Raw genomic sequence first — 17,640 nt, forward strand, 5'->3', positions numbered from 1 at the left:
ACATGACCCGCCACACACTGTCCGTTCTGGTTGAAGACAAGCCCGGTGTACTGACCCGCGTCGCGAGCCTGTTCGCCCGACGCGCCTTTAACATCAACTCCCTGGCCGTGGGCCCGACGGAAGTTCCGGGCATGTCCCGGATGACCGTCGTCGTCGACGCCGACGGTGACCTGATTGAACAGGTCACCAAGCAGCTCAATAAGCTGGTCAACGTGATCAAGATTGTTGAGCTCACCTCCGAATCTTCCGTGCAGCGAGACCACATCCTGGTCAAGGTACGTGCGGATGCCGCGACTCGTCTGCAGGTGACCCAGGCTGCAGACCTGTTCCGTGCTTCAGTGGTTGACGTCTCCACAGACTCCGTGGTCATTGAAGCAACAGGCCACCCCGAAAAGCTCACGGCGCTGCTCTCAGTGCTTGAGCCCTTCGGCATCCGCGAAATTGTGCAGTCCGGCACCCTTGCCGTTGGACGGGGATCCCGCTCCATGAGTGACAGGGCTTTGCGCAGCGCTTAGTTAAGGCGGGGCACGGCCCCACCTGCGGCGCAATGCCCGTGCAGTACCGCAACACCCCAGACTAATTACCAGTGAATCACTCAAGAGGAGTTACCCAAGTGACTGAAATGTTCTACGACGACGACGCCGACCTGTCGATCATCCAGGGTCGCAAGGTCGCCATTGTTGGCTATGGCTCCCAGGGCCACGCCCACGCGCTGAACCTGCGCGACTCCGGCGTCGAGGTTGTCATCGCCCTCAAGGAAGGCTCGAAGTCGATCGCCAAGGCCGAAGAAGCCGGCTTCAAGGCCCTGACCGTTGCCGACGCCGCCGAATGGGCCGACGTCATCATGATCCTGGCGCCGGACCAGTACCAGCGCTCGATCTACAACGACTCCATCAAGGACAAGCTGACCCCGGGCAAGGCCCTGGCCTTCGCCCACGGCTTCAACATCCGCTTCGGCTACATCGAGGCACCGGAGGGCGTTGACGTCATCCTGATCGCCCCGAAGGCCCCGGGACACACCGTGCGCCGCGAATTCGAAGCCGGCCGAGGCATCCCGGACATCATCGCCGTGGAGCAGGACGCCACCGGCGCAGCCTGGGACCTGGCCAAGTCCTACGCCAAGGCCATCGGCGGCACCCGCGCCGGGGTCATCAAGACCACCTTCACCGAAGAGACCGAAACCGACCTCTTCGGCGAGCAGTCCGTCCTCTGCGGCGGCGTGTCCCAGCTGGTCCAGTACGGCTTCGAAACCCTGACCGAAGCCGGCTACCAGCCGCAGATCGCCTACTTCGAGGTTCTTCACGAGCTCAAGCTCATCGTTGACCTCATGTGGGAGGGCGGCATCGCCAAGCAGCGCTGGAGTGTTTCCGACACCGCAGAGTATGGCGACTACGTCTCCGGCCCGCGCGTCATCACCCCCGAGGTGAAGGAAAACATGCAGGCTGTCCTCGCCGACATCCAGAGCGGCGCGTTCGCCAAGCGCTTCATCGACGACCAGGACAACGGCGGCGAAGAGTTCAAGGCCCTGCGTGCCAAGGCTGAGCAGCACCCGATCGAGGCCGTTGGCCGCGAGTTGCGCTCACTGTTCGCCTGGCAGCAGACGGACGAGGACTACGTAGAGGGCTCCGCAGCCCGCTAAGTCTGCTGTGCGGGTGCCCCTCGGGGTGCCATCATGAGGCCGGGTTCACTTAACAATGTGAGCCCGGCCTTTCCGTCCGCCTAGACTTGTTCCATCCCAAGGACTGCAACGCAGAGGATCACTCGTGTCAAAACCCGTAGTACTGCTCGCCGAAGAACTTTCGCCCGCCACCATCGAGGCCCTCGGCCCGGACTTCGAGATCCGCCAGACTGACGGCTCCGACCGGTCCCAGCTGCTCGCCGCCATCGCGGACGTGGACGCCATCCTGGTCCGCTCCGCCACCCACCTGGACGCCGAAGCCATTGCCGCCGCGAAGAACCTCAAGGTCATCGCCCGCGCCGGTGTTGGCTTGGACAACGTTGACATTAAGGCCGCCACACAGGCCGGCGTGATGGTGGTCAACGCCCCGACGTCGAACATCATTTCGGCAGCGGAACTGACGGTGGGCCACATCCTGAGCCTCGCACGCCACATCCCGCAGGCCAGCTCCGCGCTGAAAAACGGTGAATGGAAGCGCTCCAAGTACACCGGCATCGAACTATTCGAGAAGAAGATCGGCATCATCGGCCTGGGCCGCATCGGCGCCCTCGTTGCTGCCCGCCTCCAGGGCTTCGACACCGAAATCCTCGCCTACGATCCGTACATCACCTCGGCCCGCGCCGCGCAGCTCGGCGTCAAGCTCGTCACCCTCGATGAACTGCTGAGCCAGTCGGACTTCGTCACCATCCACATGCCCAAGACGCCGGAAACCGTCGGCATGCTCGGCGCCGACGCGTTCACCAAGATGAAGTCCACCGCCTACGTGGTCAACGTGGCCCGTGGCGGCCTCGTGGACGAAGAGGCTCTCTACGCAGCCCTGCAGGACCGCCAGATCGCCGGCGCAGCCGTGGACGTCTTCGTCAAGGAACCCAGCACGGACCTTCCGTTCTTCGCCCTGGACAACGTGGTGGTCACCCCGCACCTGGGCGCATCCACCGATGAAGCCCAGGAGAAGGCAGGCGTCTCGGTTGCCAAGTCCGTGCGTTTGGCGCTGGCCGGCGAACTCGTACCGGATGCCGTGAACGTGGCCGGCGGCGTGATCGCCTCCGATGTCCGTCCGGGCATCCCGCTGATCGAAAAGCTGGGCCGGATCTTCACCGCGCTGACCCACGCCTCCCTGACCCAGATCGACGTCGAGGTGGCCGGCGAGATCGCGGCGCTGGACGTCAAGGTCCTGGAACTCGCCGCGCTCAAGGGCATCTTTGCCGATGTGGTGACCGAGCAGGTTTCCTACGTCAACGCCCCGGTCATCGCCGAACAGCGCGGCATCAACGTCCGCCTCATCACGACGGCGGAAGCGGAGGACTACCGCAACGTCCTCACCATCCGGGGTGCTTTGAGCGACGGCAGCCAGATCTCCGTGGCAGGTACGCTCACGGGTCCGAAGCAGATCCAGAAGCTCGTCGGCGTCAACGGCTACGACGTTGAGATCCCCATCAGCGAGCACCTCGTGGTGGTGGCCTACGCCGACCGGCCTGGGGTGATCGGAACCATCGGACACATCCTGGGCATGAACAACATCAACATTGCCGGCATGCAGGTGGCACGGCAGGCGGAAGGCGGCCAGGTTCTGGCACTGCTGACCATCGACAGTTCCGTTCCGCAGCAGGTGCTTGACGCCATCAAGGCAGGCATCGGCGCCGAAATGGTCCGCGAAGTGGACCTCGAGGACTGAGAACCGCACCGCCATCAACTACGCGTGACCGAACCTTAACGTCGGCCACGTATGATTGGCCGGTCTGCTTACAATGGCTGGGTCCTGTTTCAGGACCACGCCGGCAGACCGGCCAATACTTTTTGCACACCAGGCAGGAAATCCTATATATCCGCCGCCTGCGGATCCCGGTGTGCGCACGCAATCCAGGTTTCAGGGAGCCCAATGAACGCCGTCCAGAGGTTCATCAGAAGCAAAGTGCTGCTGCTGACCGCGGCCATCTTGATCGCAGCCATGTGCTTGTCGGTCCTCGTCCAAGGCCAGTCGCAGGCCGCACTCAATCGAACGGTGGATGAGAACTCGCGGGGTCTCTACGACGTCCTGGTCCAGGCCAAGGCAGGCTCCGGGGCGCTGATGCAGCCGGAGATCGCCAACGGTGGCGGCGGCATCGGCTTTGACCAGCTCGAGAACATCCGGAAGCTTTCCGGAACGTCCGTGGCGGCACCCATCAGCCTGGTGTCCCGCGTGACGCAGAACCTGGAAGCGCCACGGCTCGACGCCATGGATTACCTTGGCTACAACTCCGGGCTGGCAGGCACAGCGACCACGGACCAGGCCGCCGGCGCCACAGATCCCAGCAAATGGCCCGCTGCTGAGTCCGTGCTCGGCGATACCCCCAAGAACTACCGCCTGACCGCCAGCGCCGTCAGCTCCGACGGTGTCTCCGAGCAGACCCTGTTCAAGTCCACCGCCGAGGGCAGCCTGGGAAAGGCCAAACTCGTCGAGGAGAAGGCTGCCGGGGGCACCAGCATCCGGATCGCACCACCCGCAGGCGAGACAGGCATCAAATTCCCCGCTCCAGCCGGCGGCTCCGAACATAACCTGTTCAACCTTTCGGTGTCACTGCCCCTGTCTCCCGAAGTGACCGAGTCCGTGGTCGCCGTCGACCCCGTCTCCGAGCGGGCACTGCTCGGCTCGGCGGGCGACTTCCTCGCCCCGCTGGAGAAGGCCCCGCCCGCTGACGCGCGGAACGCCGGAGCAATCGGCCGGCACTTCGAAAGCCTCTTCACCAACGGCATCAGCCTGGAAGAGCTCAACGAGGGCCCTGACTTCCTCGGTGTCAAGCTCAAGTACTGGGCACCGCTGATGACGCAGTACCAGCAGGCGAAGCGCAGCGGACAGCTGACCGCGGACTCGCAGGCCATTCCCCTGGTTGTCCGTTCCGGCACGTCACTGGACCTTAAGTACAACGTAAAGATCGAGGAGATCGACGCCGCGGGCAAGGTTGTCAAGGAAGTCGGCACCGCCACGCGTTCCCTCGGCAAGGACTACCTGCCGTTTGTGTCCAAGGACCCGTTCGCGCTGTCCTGGCCCGGCTCCACCGACCACTCCGGTCTCCTCGGCAGCGCCGGCAACTTCAACCAGGGCCTCTACACCCCGGCCAAGTGGAGCACCGACTTCGCTGCCGCGCCGAAGTACACGGACGGCGACGCCGCGGCCAATGGTGCGGTCCAGAAGACCGCCGTTCCCAGCGACTGGGTCACTGTAAACCGCCTGCCGGAGAAGGGTGCCAACGGCGCCCCGGTGGACCAGACCCAGCGTGAGCCCGTGGATGAACGTTCCTACCGGGAAGACCTGGCAACAGGGGAAAAGCTCGCGGCTCCGCTGGCCATGGTCTATGGGACCTTCGACCCCGCGGCTGTTGAGAAAGCTGCCGGCGACGTCAACCGCCTTCCGCTGGGTGGCTACGACCCCACTCCGTTTACCCTCACCAAGGACGCGGAAGGCAAGACGGTCACCGGTACCGAACTCAAGCCTTCACTCAGTGCCACCGGACTGGCGAGCCAGTCGGCCGGTGCCATCACCGACTTCTACGGCCTGGCCGCAGCGCGCGGCTACAAGGACAACGCCGCCGTGATCGATGCCGTACGTGTCCGGGCCAAGGCTCCTGGCAGCTGGAAGGAAGCCCAGCCCGACGTCGAAAAGCTCGCCAGCGAGATCCGCGAAATGGGTCTTGAGGCTACTGTTGTGGCCGGTTCCGCCCGAGAGGACGCCAGCATTTTTGTCCCCGGATACTCCAAGGACGACGCCGGCAAGGAGTCAGCGCTGGGCACTGTCCAGCAGTCCTGGGTCCGGCAGAATGCAGCGGACGCAGTCTCCGGCTCCCTCACCGGGACCAACGTGACACTGCTTTTCCTGACCCTGTGCGGAGCCGCGCTGTTGACCGGCGCCTCCACCGTCAGCTACATCCGCAAACGCAAACGTGAAGCCGGGACCCTCCGCGCCATGGGCTGGACCCAAGTGCGCATCAGGAACTGGGTGCTTGAGGAATTCGGTGTCGGCGCTGCGCTGCTCGCGGTAGCCGGGATCGTCCTGAGCCTGGTGAGCTGGAGCGTGACCACAGCCATCGTCTCAGCCTCCGTCCTGGTCCTGTATGCGGCAGCGGCCTTCTTCGCCGCCCAACAGCTGCGCCACCGTGATGAGGTGGACCAGGAACCGCAGCACGACGAGCGGCTGATCCCGGTGGACTCCCCGCTGACCTTTGCCAACCGGCAGCTCAGCACGAACAAGTTCAACACCCTGTCCCTGGCCGTCGCAGTCGGAGTGTTCGGAGCCGCGGTGGGCGGGCTGGTTGCCTTGCTCATCGACATCCCCCGTGCTGCCGGAGCGAGCGCCCTCAGCGGCCTGGCCGCAGCAAGCGTGGCAATGCCCAGCATGCTCCTGGCACTCGCCGGCGTCGCAGTGGGGCTGGTCCTGACCTTGGTCACCGGCCGGTTTGAGCTGAACGCCAAACGCCAGTACCTGGGCATCCTTGAGGCCATGGGCTGGAACCCGGACATGCTCCGCCAGGTCCGTCTTTTCGAAAACGCGCTGGTGGGCACGGTGGCCCTGCCGCTGGGCGTCCTGGGCGCGCTGGGCATCGGGCTCCTCCTTGCCCCGTATGCCGCGCTATGGGCCGGCGTCGCCGGCCTCGTGGCTGTACTTTGCTGGATACCGATTGCAACGAAAGTGGTCCAATGACAAACGAGACGAACGTTTACCGGAGCCGGAGGTCCGGCCCGGCTGAGTCGCCCCTGCAGACCCGTGCCAACACCATCGTCAAGGCCGCGGACCACGGGACCCCGCTGGAACTGAGCGACATCACCATCCGCTATGGCGGCGGTAAAAGCGGTGCCGAAGCCGTCAGTGTTGTGGAGAACTTCGACCTCACGCTGCACGCCGGCGAGATGCACTGCGTGGCCGGCCGAAGCGGATCCGGCAAGACCAGCATCCTGACAGTGGGTGCGGGACTGACCCTGCCGACGTCGGGCCGTGTCTTCTGGGAAGGTGATTCCCTCGAAAGCATGGGCGACGACGAAATCGCCGACCGACGTCGGGCCCTGATCGGTTACGTTGACCAGGGCGGCGCCCTGATCGACGGCATGAGCGCCCTCGAGAACGTCCTCCTGCCGGCCGTGCCCGACGGCGAGGTGGACCAGCGCCGCGACATGGCCAAGGACCTCCTGGACCTGGTGGGCCTGGGCCGCCGGATGCGGCACCGTCCGGCCCAGCTGTCCGGTGGTGAACGCCAGCGTGTGGCGATCGCCCGCGCCCTGATCCTGGGTACGCGCGTGCTGGTGGTTGATGAGCCCACGGCCAGCCTGGACCGAGCCTCAGCCAACCGCATCATCAGCATCCTCAAGGACACCACCTCGGACGGCATCGCTGTACTGGTCGCTTCACACGACCACGAACTGGTCCGCCTGAGCGATACGCTGACTGAACTGATCTAGCCCTGCCCCTCCGCACCAAAGGTAACGTCCGCACGTGAGCGCAACAGCCAAAACCCCGTTCTACATCACCACGGCCATCACCTACCCGAACGGTGTTCCGCACATCGGACATGCCTACGAGTACATCGCCACCGACGCCATGGCGCGCTTCAAACGGCTTGACGGCTTTGACGTGATGTTCCTGACGGGCACGGATGAGCACGGCATGAAGATTGCGCAGGCGGCCGAGAAGGAAGGCGTCACGCCCAAGGAGCTGGTGGACCGCAACGCGGAAGTCTACAAGTCTGCCCACGCCGCGCTGGGGATTACCTACGACCGCTTCATCCGGACCACGGACGCTGACCACTACGCCGCGTCGCAGGCCATCTGGAAGAAGATGGAAGCCAACGGCGATATCTACCTGTCCAAGTACGAGGGCTGGTATTCCGTCCGGGACGAGGCCTTCTACGTGGAGGACGACACCCTGGTCAAGGACGACGGCGTGCGGTACTCGAAGGAGACGGACACCGAGGTGACGTGGACGGCTGAGGAGAGCTACTTCTTCCGGCTGTCCTCCTACCAGGACCGCCTGCTGGCGCTGTATGAGGCCCAGCCGGAGTTCGGGGCACCGCAGTCCCGCTTCAACGAGGTCATCAGCTTCGTCAAGCGCGGCCTCGAAGACCTGTCGATCAGCCGCACCACGTTCGACTGGGGTGTCCCCGTCCCCGGCAACGACAAGCACGTGATGTACGTCTGGGTGGACGCGCTCACCAACTACCTGACCGGCGTCGGCTACCCGGACGTCGACTCGGAGTCCTTCAAGAAGTTCTGGCCCGCCGATGTGCATGTGATCGGCAAGGACATCTCACGGTTCCACGCCATCTACTGGCCGGCGTTCCTGATGAGCGCCGGCATTGAGCTGCCCAAGCGCGTCATGATCCACGGCTTCCTGCACAACAACGGTGTGAAGATGTCCAAGTCGCTCGGCAACGTGGTGGCACCGGCAGACTTCGTGGCGCAGTACGGGCTGGACCAGGTACGGTTCTTCTTCCTCCGAGAGGTCCCGTTCGGCGCCGACGGCAGCTACAACCATGAGGCCATCGTGGGCCGCATGAACTCGGACCTGGCCAACAACTTCGGCAACCTGGCGCAGCGTTCGCTGTCCATGGTGGCCAAGAACTGCGAGGGCCGGGTCCCGGTTCCGGGTGCCTTCACGGCTGAAGACACCGCGATCCTGGCACAGGCCAACGGACTCCTGGAGACGGCCCGGGCTGCCTTCGAAAAGCAGGAATTCAGCCGCGCACTCGAGGCCATCTGGGGCGTCCTGGGGGACACCAACGCCTACTTTGCCGAGCAGGCTCCCTGGGTACTGCGGAAGACCGACGTCGAACGCATGAACACCGTGCTGTATGTGACGCTGGAAGTGCTGCGCATCGTGGCTATCCTGGCCCAGCCCGTGATGCCCACGGCTACCGCCGCGCTGTTGGACACCTTGGGACAGCCCGACGGCGGATCCCGCCAGTTCTCCGCGCTCACCACGCCGATTGTCGCCGGTACGCCGCTGCCGGCCCCGGCGCCCGTCTTCCCCAAGTATGAGGAGCCGGCCGAAGCCTAGGTATGTCCCGGCTGGCTACTTGCTGGTACGCGGACTGAGTACGGTTCCGGGTCCGGTCAGTAGGGTCCACCTTGTAAGGCGGGTACTGAGTACTGGAGACATCCTGGTGTCCGTCTGTCTAGCCTTATCTGGTTAGCAAACTGATGATTCGCATCTGGGAGAACCGTCGCCCCGATGCTGTCCGTTTGCCTTTAGCCCTCCGTGTCGGGGATGGCGCCGTTCCTCCACACGTCTGATCAGTTTGGACCAGACAATGGATGGAGACGGAAATGAAACGGATCCTTGCCGCTTTTGGTGTCGCGGGTCTTGCGCTATTGGGTGCCACAGCGCCGGCCACCGCGTCGCCTTCTGAGGACGAGAAAAAGATCACCATTTGCCACGCCACCGGCTCGGAAAGCAATCCCTACGTGCCGGTGACCATCAGCCTCAACGCGCTCAACGCCCACGTGGGCCACCAGCACGATGAGGACATCATTCCGGCCAACGACGGGAAAGTTCGTCCCGGAGGCCAGAACCTTGACAAGGCCAGCATCTGGAATGCAGGCTGCGCCGCACCAGGCGAGGGTAACGGCCGTGGCGATCACAAGATCAGCATCTGCCACGCCACCGGCTCGGACAAGAACCCGTACGTGCCGATTACGATCGCCCTGCAGGGGCTCAACGGCCACGCCAACGCCAACCACCAGCACACTGAAGACATCATCCCGCCGAACAACGGCAACGTGCTGCCTGCAGGCCAGAACTGGACGGCTAAGGGACAGACAACCTTTAACAACGGTTGCGTTCCCACAACGGTGCCGCCAGTAGTGCCGCCTGTTGTTCCTCCGGTGGTCCCGCCTGTTGTTCCTCCGGTGGTCCCGCCTGCTGTTACTCCGGTGACGCCGGGCGAAACTCCCAGAGGTGCTGTTGTGGGTGCGCCGGCGGGTCAAGGTGCCGTAGCCGCTAACAACCCTGGCTTCAATGTCCAGACAGCAATGGCAGGTTCGACTGACGTTTCCATCGCCCCCTGGGCCGCTGGCATCGTCGTAATGTTGCTCGCTGCAGCGGGAGTGGCTGCCCGCAGGACCCTGGCAGCCAGCGGTACCGTATCCCGGCCCCGGAAGGAATGACGCCGGCTACTGGCGCCCGCAGGGGCGCTGTTTGAATCACCGGCAGGCGCCGTGGCCGCAAGGGCACGGCGCCTGCCGGCAAACCAGGCAAATCCGACTCACAAACGGGGTAACCATGGACAGCGATCGAAGGCTCTTCACCACCAAAAGCATCGTCTTTGTGGTGCTGTGCGGTGTGCTGGCCTACCTGGCGTTCGCGTTTCTGCCATTCCTGGCCGGGCCGGGACCGTCGCCGACCGTGACCGGGGTTGCTGTGCAGCCGACCACCCAGGCCCCAGCGCCGTCCACCCCCACGCCCTCCACGGACACCGGCGCCCCGGTCCCGGCGGGTCCGGCAGCGTCGCCGCCGCAGCGGCTGGTGTACCCGGCCGCAGACATCGATGTGGTGGTCCATCCGCTCGAACCCACGGGCGAGGACCAAGCCACCCAGACCATCGTGCCGCCCCCCACCATGGACGGCTACTGGCTGTTGCCCTACGGCGTGCCCGGAGTGGGCTCGGTCAATACCACGTACATCGCCGGGCACAGCTGGACGGACCGGGATGCGCCGTTCAACCGGCTGAGTACACACGCGGCGGCTGGTGACAGGCTGACCGTGGCCACAGCCACGGGCGAAGTGGCCTACCTGGTGGACTCGGTGACTAACTACGTCAAGTCCGGCCTCAAAGACAGCCCCATCTGGCAGGTGGCACCCCACAGGCTGGTCCTGATTTCCTGCTATACGGGTGATGCCTGGGGCACCAACGTGGTGGTGGTGGCCTCACCGGAGGACCCACTCCTCCGTCTCAGTAAATGAGACTGATTGTCCGGCATGCGGATGATCTAAATATTCTTGGAGCATGAGTGCATCCACGATCAATCTCGCTGTCATTCCCGGTGACGGCATTGGCCCAGAGGTCATTGCCGAGGCACTGAAAGTCCTCGAAAAGGCTGTCGCCGCTGAAGGCGTTGTCCTCGAGCAGACCCACTACCAGCTCGGTGCCGAGCACTGGCTGGCCACCGGCGAGACCCTTCCGGATGATGTCCTTGCCGACCTGCGTACACGGGACGCGATCCTCTTCGGTGCTGTCGGTGCCGCCCCCGGCGACACCCGGATTCCGTCCGGCATCATCGAGCGGGAGATGCTGCTCAAGCTCCGCTTCAGCCTGGACCACTACGTCAATCTGCGGCCGTCGCGGCTGTACGGAACAGTCGGGAGCCCGCTGGCCAATCCCGGCACCATCGATTTTATCGTCGTCCGTGAGGGAACCGAGGGTCCATATGTGGGCAACGGCGGCTCGCTTCGCACCGGCACACCCCACGAGGTGGCCACCGAGGTCTCACTGAACACGGCATATGGCGTGGAGCGCGTTGTCCGCGATGCCTTCCGCCGCGCCAGCGCCCGGGAACGCAAGCATGTGACCCTGGTGCACAAGCACAACGTCCTGGTCTACGCAGGCCACCTGTGGAAACGCACCGTCGAGGCGGTGGCCCAGGAATTCCCGGAGGTCACCCACGATTACCTGCATGTCGATGCGGCCACCATTTTTATGGTCACCGACCCCTCCCGCTTCGATGTCATTGTCACGGACAACCTCTTCGGCGACATCCTGACCGACCTCGCAGCAGCCATCACCGGCGGCATCGGGCTGGCGTCGTCCGGCAACATCAACATGGACCGCACCGCCCCGTCCATGTTTGAACCGGTCCACGGCTCGGCCCCGGATATCGCCGGACAGCAGAAGGCAGATCCCACCGCGGCCATCCTGTCGGCGGTGCTCCTGCTGGACCACCTCGGCTACACCGCCGCTGCCCGTAGGATCGAAGCTGCGGTGATCGCCGACGTCGAAACCCGCGACGGCGGCGCCCGCAGTACCAGCGCCGTCGGGGACGCCATCGCCGCAGCGCTCTAGGCCCGGCCGGAAGGTCCTGCCAACGGGCGTAAGCTTGTTTCGAATCACCAAATGCTGCCCTGCGGTTCAGTGTTGAACCACATTCAGAAGGCAGCCGATCGTGGAGGAACCATGACTCAGACCGCCCATGGCGTCGAATTTAACCAGCAGCTCTCGGCAACCCCGAAGTCAGCTGAAGAGCGTGCAGCCATCCTGGCCAACCCGGGATTTGGCAATTACTTCACCGACCACACCGCCGTCGTCGACTACAGCGTGGACGAGCAAGGCGAGGGTGGCTGGCACAACGCCCGCGTTGAGGCCTACGGACCCATCTCCCTGGACCCGTCTGCCGCGGTGCTGCACTACGGCCAGGAGATCTTCGAAGGCCTGAAGGCATACCGCCACGCTGACGGCTCAATCTGGACCTTCCGTCCGGAGGCCAACGCGGCCCGCCTGAACAAGTCGGCCCGACGCCTGGCCCTTCCGGAACTGCCCGAGGAATACTTCCTCGGCGCCATCCGGGAACTGGTGCAGGCGGACAAGGAATGGGTTCCCGGCGGTGACGGCGAGGCCCTGTACCTGCGCCCGTTCATGATCGCCACCGAGGCGTTCCTGGGTGTCCGGGCAGCGCGGGAGGTGTCCTTCCGAGTGATCGCATCGCCCGCCGGCAACTACTTCGGCGGCGAACTCAAGCCCGTGTCCATCTGGATCTCCCGCGAATACGCCCGCGCAGGCCGCGGCGGCACCGGTGCGGCCAAGTGCGGCGGCAACTACGCCGCCTCCCTGATCGCCCAGCAGGAAGCCGAAGCCAACGGCTGCAAGCAGGTGCTGTTCCTGGACCACTTCAACGATGACGCCGTGGAAGAGCTCGGCGGCATGAACGTTTTCTTCGTGATGAAGGACGGCTCACTGGCCACTCCCGCGCTCAGCGGGACCATCCTGGAAGGCGTGACCCGCTCCTCCGTGATGCAGGTTGCCAAGGACATGGGCCGTGAGGTGACGGAGCGCAAGATCACCCTTGATGAATGGCGCGACGGCGTGGCCTCCAGTGAGATCGCCGAGGTCTTCGCCTGCGGCACCGCAGCGGTGATCACCCCGATCGGTGTCCTCAAGGACACCACCGAATTCATCGGCTCCGAGGACGCGAAGGCGGGGGAGACCACCATGGCCATCCGCGAACAGCTCCTCGGCATCCAGACCGGAACCGTGCCGGATACCCACGGCTGGCTGACCCGCCTGGCCTAAGCACCACCTTCGCGCCCCGGCCACCACAACGCGGGGTCACTTAACGCCCGATATCCCCATCGGAATGGGCGTTAAGTGACCCCGCGTTGCTGATTCCAGGCACCCTCAGCGGCGGGCGGCCTTCCGGGCAGCGTTCTTCAGGGCCTTGCGCGAGACCGGCTTCAGGGCTTTGCGTGCCGCTTCGTCGGCCAGGGCGCGGTTGCGGCGGGCATCGATGACGTCGTTCCAGAGTGCGGTGGCGAAGGCGCCGCCGTCCTGTGCGTAAACGTCGTAGGGGTAGTCAGCAAAGATGGACGGTATGGTGCCGCCGCCGGGCAGGTCCTTCCCTGTTACCTCGGCTACGGCGTCGGCAATAGCCCAGGTCCGGGTCAGGTGCCTGGTCAGGTTGTCCTGGACAAAGATATTCGCATCACTTGCTGCGGCTGCGCGCTTCAGGAGTGACTCCAACTCTCCGGCTACGGAACGGGACGCCACTTTTTCCACCAGCTGTGAACCCGACTTGAGGTCCTCGGCGAAAGCATCGACTTCCTCGCGCCAGTCGGTGGTCTCACGGAACTTCCGCCACGTGGGAAACCAGACAATGGCGCCGGTCGCGTGGTTGTGGATGTGCTGCAGGCCGCTGTTCTTCTCCGTCAGCGCGTGGTCGTGCCCCACGGCGTCGGCGCCGGACAACAGTTCAGACAACGAAATGGTGGGTGAAGTGCTCATGGGTGTGCCGGGCTGCTCTCTCTGGGCGGTGGGTACACCAGCCATAACCCGACCCCGGGGTGCGGTTATTCCGTGCCGTCCTGATGCGAAGATGGTGCAGTGAACTCCACCTCGAGCGGCACTCCTCTCGCTGCCAGCCCGCTGACGGCTTTCTTCCTGGCACCCAACCCCGGGCCCATGAGCCTGGACGGCACCAATTCGTACGTCATCTCCGCCCCCGGTGCCAGTACATCCGTGGTGGTGGATCCGGGTCCTGCGGACGAAGGCCACCTCCACCGCCTCGCAGATGTGGGCCCCGTGGAACTCATTCTCGTGACGCATCGGCACGCCGACCACACTGCGGGTTCCCAGCGGCTCCACGAACTCACGGGCGCCCCGGTCCGCGCGGCCGATCCCCGGCACTGCCACGGTGGCGGCGAGCCCCTGCAGGACGGCGAAACTATCCAGGCGGCGGGAGTGACCATCCGAGTCGTGGCCACTCCGGGCCACACTTCGGATTCGGTCTGCTTCTTCCTACCCGACGACGGCCCGCATGGCTCTCTGCTGACCGGCGACACCATTCTGGGCCGCGGCAGCACCATGCTGGACTACCCGGACGGCAAACTGGGGGACTACCTGCGGTCCCTGGACCGGCTCGAAGCCCTTGGCCAGGCCACCGTCCTACCGGCACACGGTCCGGTGCTGCCCTCCCTGGCGGCCATCACGCGTGCCTACCGCGAGCACCGGCACGAGAGGCTGGCGCAGATCCGCGCTGCACTTGTCCGGCTTGGCGGGGACGCGACGGTGGTTGATGTCGCAGACGACGTGTACGCCGACGTCGAACCTTCCGTCCGGCCGGCAGCCGAAATGTCGGTGGCCGCGCAGCTTGACTACCTGCGTGGGCGGGCTGACGCGTGACAGTTAGACGTGACGCAGGGCAGCCGCTGCCGCTCAAGACGGTAGGCTAGCCACCATGCGTATTGCCAGGTTTGTAGTCGATTCTGATCCCCTCTACGGCGTTGTTGAAGGTGAGCCCGGCAGTGAGGAAATCACTGTCATTAACGGCGACCCCTTCTTCAACGGGGTGGAGCGCACCCACGTCAAGCACAAGCTCGAAGACGTCCGGCTCCTGGCCCCGATCATTCCCCGCAGCAAGGTGATCGGCGTCGGCCGCAACTTCGCCGAGCACGCCGCCGAGCTGGGCAACGAAGTCCCGCAGCAGCCGCTGCTGTTCCTGAAGCCGAACACCTCTGTCATCGGCCCCGGCGACCCCATTGTGCTGCCGGAATTCTCAGACGAGGTTTCGTTCGAGGCCGAACTGTGTGTGGTCATCGGCCGGATCTGCAAGGACGTCCCCGAAGACCGCGTCGACGACGTCATCTTCGGCTACACCTGCGGCAACGACCTCACCGCCCGCGATGTCCAGAAAACGGACCTGCAGTGGGCCAGGGCCAAGGGCTTCGACACGTCGGCACCCCTCGGACCGTGGATCGAGACCGAGCTGGACACCGAAGACCTGGCCATCAAGGGCTGGCTCAACGGCGAACTGCGCCAGGACGGCAGCACCAGCCAGATGATCCGCGGCGTCCGGGAAATCGTCTCCATCGTGTCCCAGGCTTTCACCCTGCTCCCCGGGGACGTCATCATGACCGGCACTCCGGCCGGCGTCGACCTCGTCACCGCGGGGGACCGCTACGACGTGGAGATCGAGGGCATCGGTCGGCTGTCCAACCCGGTGGTCCGCCGCTGACGGGTAAAGTTGGAACCACTATGACTACTGCCTCCGCGCTGAACCCTGCCGCCATCCCGTCCGTCACTGCCGAAACCCCGGTCCGGGTGCGGTTCTGCCCGTCACCTACGGGCACCCCGCACGTGGGCCTGATCCGGACGGCGCTGTTCAACTGGGCCTATGCCCGGCACACCAAGGGAACCCTGGTCTTCCGCATCGAGGACACGGACTCGGCGCGGGACAGCGAGGAAAGCTATCACCAGCTGCTGGATGCGCTGAAGTGGCTGGGCATCACGTGGGACGAAGGCGTCGAGGTGGGAGGCCCGCACGAGCCGTACCGCCAGTCCCAGCGCAGCGACCTCTACCAGGATGTCATCGCTCGGCTGAAGGCCGGCGGCCACATTTACGAGTCCTACTCCACGCCGGCTGAAATCGAAGCCCGCCACCGTGCGGCTTCCCGCGACCCCAAGCTGGGTTATGACGGGTTTGACCGTCACATCACCGAGGAACAGCTGGCCCAGTACAAGGCTGAAGGCCGCCAGGCCGTGCTGCGCCTGCGGATGCCGGACGAGGACCTCACGTTCAAGGACCTCGTCCGCGGCGAGATCACGTTCAAGGCCGGCTCCGTGCCGGACTTCGCGGTGGTCCGTGCCAACGGCGCGCCGTTGTACACGCTGGTAAATCCGGTGGACGATGCCCTGATGGGAATCACGCACGTGCTGCGCGGCGAAGACCTGCTCAGCTCCACGCCCCGCCAGATCGCCTTGTACCGTGCCCTCTATGCCATCGGCGTGGCCGAGTACATGCCGGAGTTCGGCCACCTTCCCTACGTCATGGGCCAGGGCAACAAGAAGCTCTCCAAGCGCGACCCCGAATCCAGCCTGTTCCTGCACCGCGAACGCGGCTTCATTCCCGAAGGCCTTCTGAACTACCTGTCCCTCCTGGGCTGGTCCCTGAGCGCCGACGAGGACATCTTCACTGTCAAGCAGCTCGTGGAGCACTTCGACATCCACGATGTGCTGGCCAACCCGGCACGTTTTGACCTGAAAAAGGCAGAGGCCATCAACGGCACGCACGTCCGGCTGCTTGAGGCGGCCGATTTCCGTGCGCGCCTGGTGCCGTACCTCCGGGCCGCGGACCTGGTGGGGGAGATCCTCACGGACCGGGAAGAAGAGATCCTCACCGAGGCTGCACCCCTCGTCCAGGAGCGGATCACCCTGCTGGGGGAGGCCCCGGAGATGCTCGCCTTCCTGTTCAAGGCCGACGACGCGATCGACGTCGCAGACGACGCCCGCAAGGGCCTGCCCGCAAACCTGACCGAAGTACTTGATGCCGCCCTTGCGGCCCTTGAGCCTGTTCAGGACTGGAACCCGGAGGAGATCCAGACGGCCCTGAAGCAGGCACTCGTGGAGGACCTCGGGCTGAAGCCGCGGCTGGCCTTCGGTCCTGTCCGCACGGCCATCTCCGGGCGCCGGATCTCGCCGCCCCTCTTCGAATCCATGGTGATCCTGGGCAAGGACTCGTCCCTGAGCCGGCTCCGCACCTTCCGCGGCTGATGTCTACCACCGGCACCACGGCTGACGGAGTCCTGAGCACACGCTTCGGGTCCATCCGGGGCGTCCTCTTCGACATCGACGACACCCTGGTGGACCTCGAATACGCCATGACTACCGCCCTGCGTGAGGTCAGCGAGCACCTCCTGCCGGGTCTGGACCAGACCGGGTGGGAGCGTTTCGGCAGGATCTTCACGCACGAGACCACGCACTACTACGACCGGTACCTGGCGGGGGAGCTGACCTTCAACGACCAGCGCCTCCTGCGGGGACGCGCCGCCCTGGGGCACTTCGGTGTGGATCTTGCCGACGGCGAAGAAGCGCACGGGTGGCTCTCGGCCTACGGCCGGCTGCAGCCCACGTATGTGCGTGCCTTTGAGGACGTGCTGCCGCTCCTGGACCTGCTGGACGCTGCCGGCATCCCCTACGGTGCCGTCAGTAACAACGTGCACGACTACCAGCGGGCCAAGCTCGACGGCGCCGGCCTGGAACGCGTCCGCCGCCTGGTTGGCACGGACACGGTAGGCGTTGCCAAGCCCGAGCCGGCCATCTACCTCGAAGGCGTCCGCCTGCTGGGGACTGCCCCGGAGGAGACCCTCTACGTTGGGGACAACAGAATGCTGGACGCAGAAGGTTCGACGGCGGCGGGCCTGGTAGGCGTCTGGCTCAACAGGGTGGGGGAGCCTGCGCCGGATTTCTCCGGCCACAAGGTCAGCTCGCTGGGGCAGCTGCTGGGCTGACCGGCCG

15 protein-coding genes are annotated in these 17,640 nt (G+C 65.0%); 14 read left to right on the top strand and 1 reads right to left on the bottom strand.

Features of this window, described 5'->3' with window-relative positions; all coding sequences use genetic code 11:
* Positions 1-2 precede the first annotated feature (2 nt).
* The 10 genes from ilvN (at position 3) to NG697_RS02295 (ending at position 12,924) form a co-directional block, all read left to right on the top strand.
* Positions 3-515: an acetolactate synthase small subunit gene (gene ilvN / locus NG697_RS02250; protein WP_028271611.1), complete on the top strand. Its 513-nt coding sequence runs from the start codon at positions 3-5 to the stop codon at positions 513-515.
* A 98-nt stretch (positions 516-613) separates the two neighbouring features.
* Positions 614-1,639: a ketol-acid reductoisomerase gene (gene ilvC, locus NG697_RS02255; protein ID WP_058932075.1), complete on the top strand. Its 1,026-nt coding sequence runs from the start codon at positions 614-616 to the stop codon at positions 1,637-1,639.
* Between the two features lie 124 nt (positions 1,640-1,763).
* Positions 1,764-3,353: a phosphoglycerate dehydrogenase gene (gene serA, locus NG697_RS02260; protein ID WP_056349234.1), complete on the top strand. Its 1,590-nt coding sequence runs from the start codon at positions 1,764-1,766 to the stop codon at positions 3,351-3,353.
* Between the two features lie 204 nt (positions 3,354-3,557).
* On the top strand, positions 3,558-6,353 hold the full coding sequence (locus NG697_RS02265; RefSeq protein ID WP_252601454.1) for an ABC transporter permease: 2,796 nt from the start codon (positions 3,558-3,560) through the stop codon (positions 6,351-6,353).
* Positions 6,350-7,105: an ABC transporter ATP-binding protein gene (locus NG697_RS02270; protein WP_252613492.1), complete on the top strand. Its 756-nt coding sequence runs from the start codon at positions 6,350-6,352 to the stop codon at positions 7,103-7,105. Before NG697_RS02265 ends, NG697_RS02270 begins: the two co-directional genes overlap by 4 nt.
* 34 nt (positions 7,106-7,139) lie before the next feature.
* Positions 7,140-8,699 (top strand): methionine--tRNA ligase, encoded by a 1,560-nt coding sequence (gene metG / locus NG697_RS02275; RefSeq protein WP_252613494.1) that lies wholly within the window; start codon positions 7,140-7,142, stop codon positions 8,697-8,699.
* A gap of 269 nt (positions 8,700-8,968) precedes the next feature.
* Positions 8,969-9,808, top strand: a complete 840-nt coding sequence (locus NG697_RS02280; protein ID WP_252613496.1) for a hypothetical protein — start codon at positions 8,969-8,971, stop codon at positions 9,806-9,808.
* 115 nt (positions 9,809-9,923) lie between these two features.
* On the top strand, positions 9,924-10,604 hold the full coding sequence (locus NG697_RS02285) for a class F sortase (RefSeq protein ID WP_252609929.1): 681 nt from the start codon (positions 9,924-9,926) through the stop codon (positions 10,602-10,604).
* Positions 10,605-10,647: 43 nt separating this feature from the next.
* A complete protein-coding gene (locus NG697_RS02290; RefSeq protein ID WP_252609931.1) occupies positions 10,648-11,700 on the top strand; it encodes a 3-isopropylmalate dehydrogenase in 1,053 nt (350 codons plus the stop codon).
* Between the two features lie 111 nt (positions 11,701-11,811).
* Complete coding sequence (locus tag NG697_RS02295) at positions 11,812-12,924, top strand: branched-chain amino acid aminotransferase (RefSeq protein ID WP_252601440.1); 1,113 nt, start codon at positions 11,812-11,814, stop codon at positions 12,922-12,924.
* Positions 12,925-13,029: 105 nt separating this feature from the next.
* Here NG697_RS02295 and NG697_RS02300 read toward each other — a convergent pair whose 3' ends face one another.
* Positions 13,030-13,632: a hypothetical protein gene (locus tag NG697_RS02300; protein WP_252613498.1), complete on the bottom strand. Its 603-nt coding sequence runs from the start codon at positions 13,630-13,632 to the stop codon at positions 13,030-13,032.
* 99 nt (positions 13,633-13,731) lie between these two features.
* On the opposite strand from NG697_RS02300, the gene NG697_RS02305 reads away from it, so the two are divergent.
* Genes NG697_RS02305 through NG697_RS02320 form a run of 4 tightly spaced genes read left to right on the top strand, consistent with a single transcriptional unit; the run spans position 13,732 to position 17,633 of the window.
* Positions 13,732-14,529, top strand: a complete 798-nt coding sequence (locus NG697_RS02305) for an MBL fold metallo-hydrolase (RefSeq protein ID WP_252613500.1) — start codon at positions 13,732-13,734, stop codon at positions 14,527-14,529.
* A gap of 55 nt (positions 14,530-14,584) precedes the next feature.
* Entirely contained in the window at positions 14,585-15,361 is a 777-nt protein-coding gene (locus tag NG697_RS02310; RefSeq protein ID WP_058932084.1) for a fumarylacetoacetate hydrolase family protein, read from the top strand.
* Between the two features lie 20 nt (positions 15,362-15,381).
* Positions 15,382-16,896, top strand: coding sequence for a glutamate--tRNA ligase (gene gltX / locus NG697_RS02315; protein WP_252613502.1), 1,515 nt, complete (start codon positions 15,382-15,384; stop codon positions 16,894-16,896).
* On the top strand, positions 16,896-17,633 hold the full coding sequence (locus NG697_RS02320) for an HAD family hydrolase (RefSeq protein WP_252601426.1): 738 nt from the start codon (positions 16,896-16,898) through the stop codon (positions 17,631-17,633). The genes gltX and NG697_RS02320 overlap by 1 nt, the downstream gene beginning before the upstream one ends.
* Positions 17,634-17,640 lie beyond the last annotated feature (7 nt).

It is taken from the genome of Pseudarthrobacter raffinosi (genome assembly GCF_023913835.1).
Lineage (GTDB): Bacteria > Actinomycetota > Actinomycetes > Actinomycetales > Micrococcaceae > Arthrobacter > Arthrobacter raffinosi.

Excerpts from the sequence above, each read along its gene's own strand:
- NG697_RS02285 (WP_252609929.1), top strand. The coding sequence starts at position 9,924 with ATGGACAGCGATCGAAGGCTCTTCACCACCAAAAGCATCGTCTTTGTG.
- NG697_RS02310 (WP_058932084.1), top strand. The coding sequence starts at position 14,585 with ATGCGTATTGCCAGGTTTGTAGTCGATTCTGATCCCCTCTACGGCGTT.
- NG697_RS02290 (WP_252609931.1), top strand. The coding sequence starts at position 10,648 with ATGAGTGCATCCACGATCAATCTCGCTGTCATTCCCGGTGACGGCATT.
- NG697_RS02320 (WP_252601426.1), top strand. The coding sequence starts at position 16,896 with ATGTCTACCACCGGCACCACGGCTGACGGAGTCCTGAGCACACGCTTC.
- NG697_RS02295 (WP_252601440.1), top strand. The coding sequence starts at position 11,812 with ATGACTCAGACCGCCCATGGCGTCGAATTTAACCAGCAGCTCTCGGCA.
- ilvN (WP_028271611.1), top strand. The coding sequence starts at position 3 with ATGACCCGCCACACACTGTCCGTTCTGGTTGAAGACAAGCCCGGTGTA.
- NG697_RS02270 (WP_252613492.1), top strand. The coding sequence starts at position 6,350 with ATGACAAACGAGACGAACGTTTACCGGAGCCGGAGGTCCGGCCCGGCT.
- NG697_RS02265 (WP_252601454.1), top strand. The coding sequence starts at position 3,558 with ATGAACGCCGTCCAGAGGTTCATCAGAAGCAAAGTGCTGCTGCTGACC.
- gltX (WP_252613502.1), top strand. The coding sequence starts at position 15,382 with ATGACTACTGCCTCCGCGCTGAACCCTGCCGCCATCCCGTCCGTCACT.
- NG697_RS02280 (WP_252613496.1), top strand. The coding sequence starts at position 8,969 with ATGAAACGGATCCTTGCCGCTTTTGGTGTCGCGGGTCTTGCGCTATTG.
- NG697_RS02300 (WP_252613498.1), bottom strand. The coding sequence starts at position 13,632 with ATGAGCACTTCACCCACCATTTCGTTGTCTGAACTGTTGTCCGGCGCC.